Source organism: Streptomyces doebereineriae, from assembly GCF_031845645.1.
Lineage (GTDB): Bacteria > Actinomycetota > Actinomycetes > Streptomycetales > Streptomycetaceae > Streptomyces > Streptomyces canus.
On record NZ_JAVREZ010000057.1, the window covers coordinates 1 to 876 of the forward strand.

Genomic DNA, 876 nt, shown 5'->3' on the forward strand with positions numbered 1-876 from the left:
GGCCGGTACCGCGCACCTCTGCCGTTGGGTCAGCGGGCTTGGTCGTCCTCGCCGGCTTCGGGCGTAACGCGAACGACGAGTGATCGTTCGACTCGATATGAACGCAACCAAGCGCGCACTTGCCGCCGCTGCTCTCATCGGAGTAGCTGTCATCTCGCCCACCGCCACCGCGTATGCCGACTCGTCGGAAGCAGCCCCGAACGCCGCCGAGCCGTATCCGGGTGGCTATCCGGCGGTGTACCCGGGCTTTTACGGAGCCGGGCCCCTGGTAGCCCCCGGCAGCACCCAGGCGTTGTACAACAACAATGCGGTGGCCTCCGGTACTCAGGGCCTTCTCAACAAGATCGCCTTCGGCGTTCTCTGATGACCCAGTCAGCTTGAGTCACAGGCTTCGACTGGTAGGGGGACCACACGGGCTTGCAACCCCGTTCAGCGGCTCGCGGACGAGCCGGTTACTGGTGGGCGGTGTGATCCCCCGCGCTCTGCCTCACGACCACTGCGGCCACCCCGGGCGGGGTGCGTGCTGCACGGGCAGAGCTGGTGAGGGTCGGGCACTCGGTCCGCCCGTTCCGGGTCGATGGGGTGCGCGGTAGTCCCGCCCTCACTTGTTGTAGAGAGCGGCGAATTCCTCGGGCACCCGCTCGGCGGTGTGCTCGGGGGGCCGCTCGCCCTCCTACCTGTTGTAGAGAGCGGCAGATTCCCGGACCGGGCCGAGCATGACGGGATGACGGTCGGGCCGTCTGGTTCGGTTTTCTCTTACTTTTCTACGTGCATCCGAAAAAGTAGGTAGAACCGTCATTCCGTCATGGCTCCGCCCGCTGGTCGTCCCGCTGTGGGCACACGGAAGCCCCGGCGGTCACGTGGACTGCCGGGGCT

At 66.6% G+C, this 876-nt stretch carries 1 protein-coding gene; it reads left to right on the top strand.

Features of this window, described 5'->3' with window-relative positions; translation table 11 throughout:
- The first annotated feature begins 97 nt into the window (after window positions 1-97).
- Window positions 98-364, top strand: coding sequence for a hypothetical protein (locus tag RNB18_RS50665; protein WP_311604685.1), 267 nt, complete (start codon window positions 98-100; stop codon window positions 362-364).
- The last annotated feature ends 512 nt before the right edge of the window (window positions 365-876 follow it).

Coding starts and splice junctions, on each gene's coding strand:
- RNB18_RS50665 (WP_311604685.1), top strand. CDS start 98: ATGAACGCAACCAAGCGCGCACTTGCCGCCGCTGCTCTCATCGGAGTA.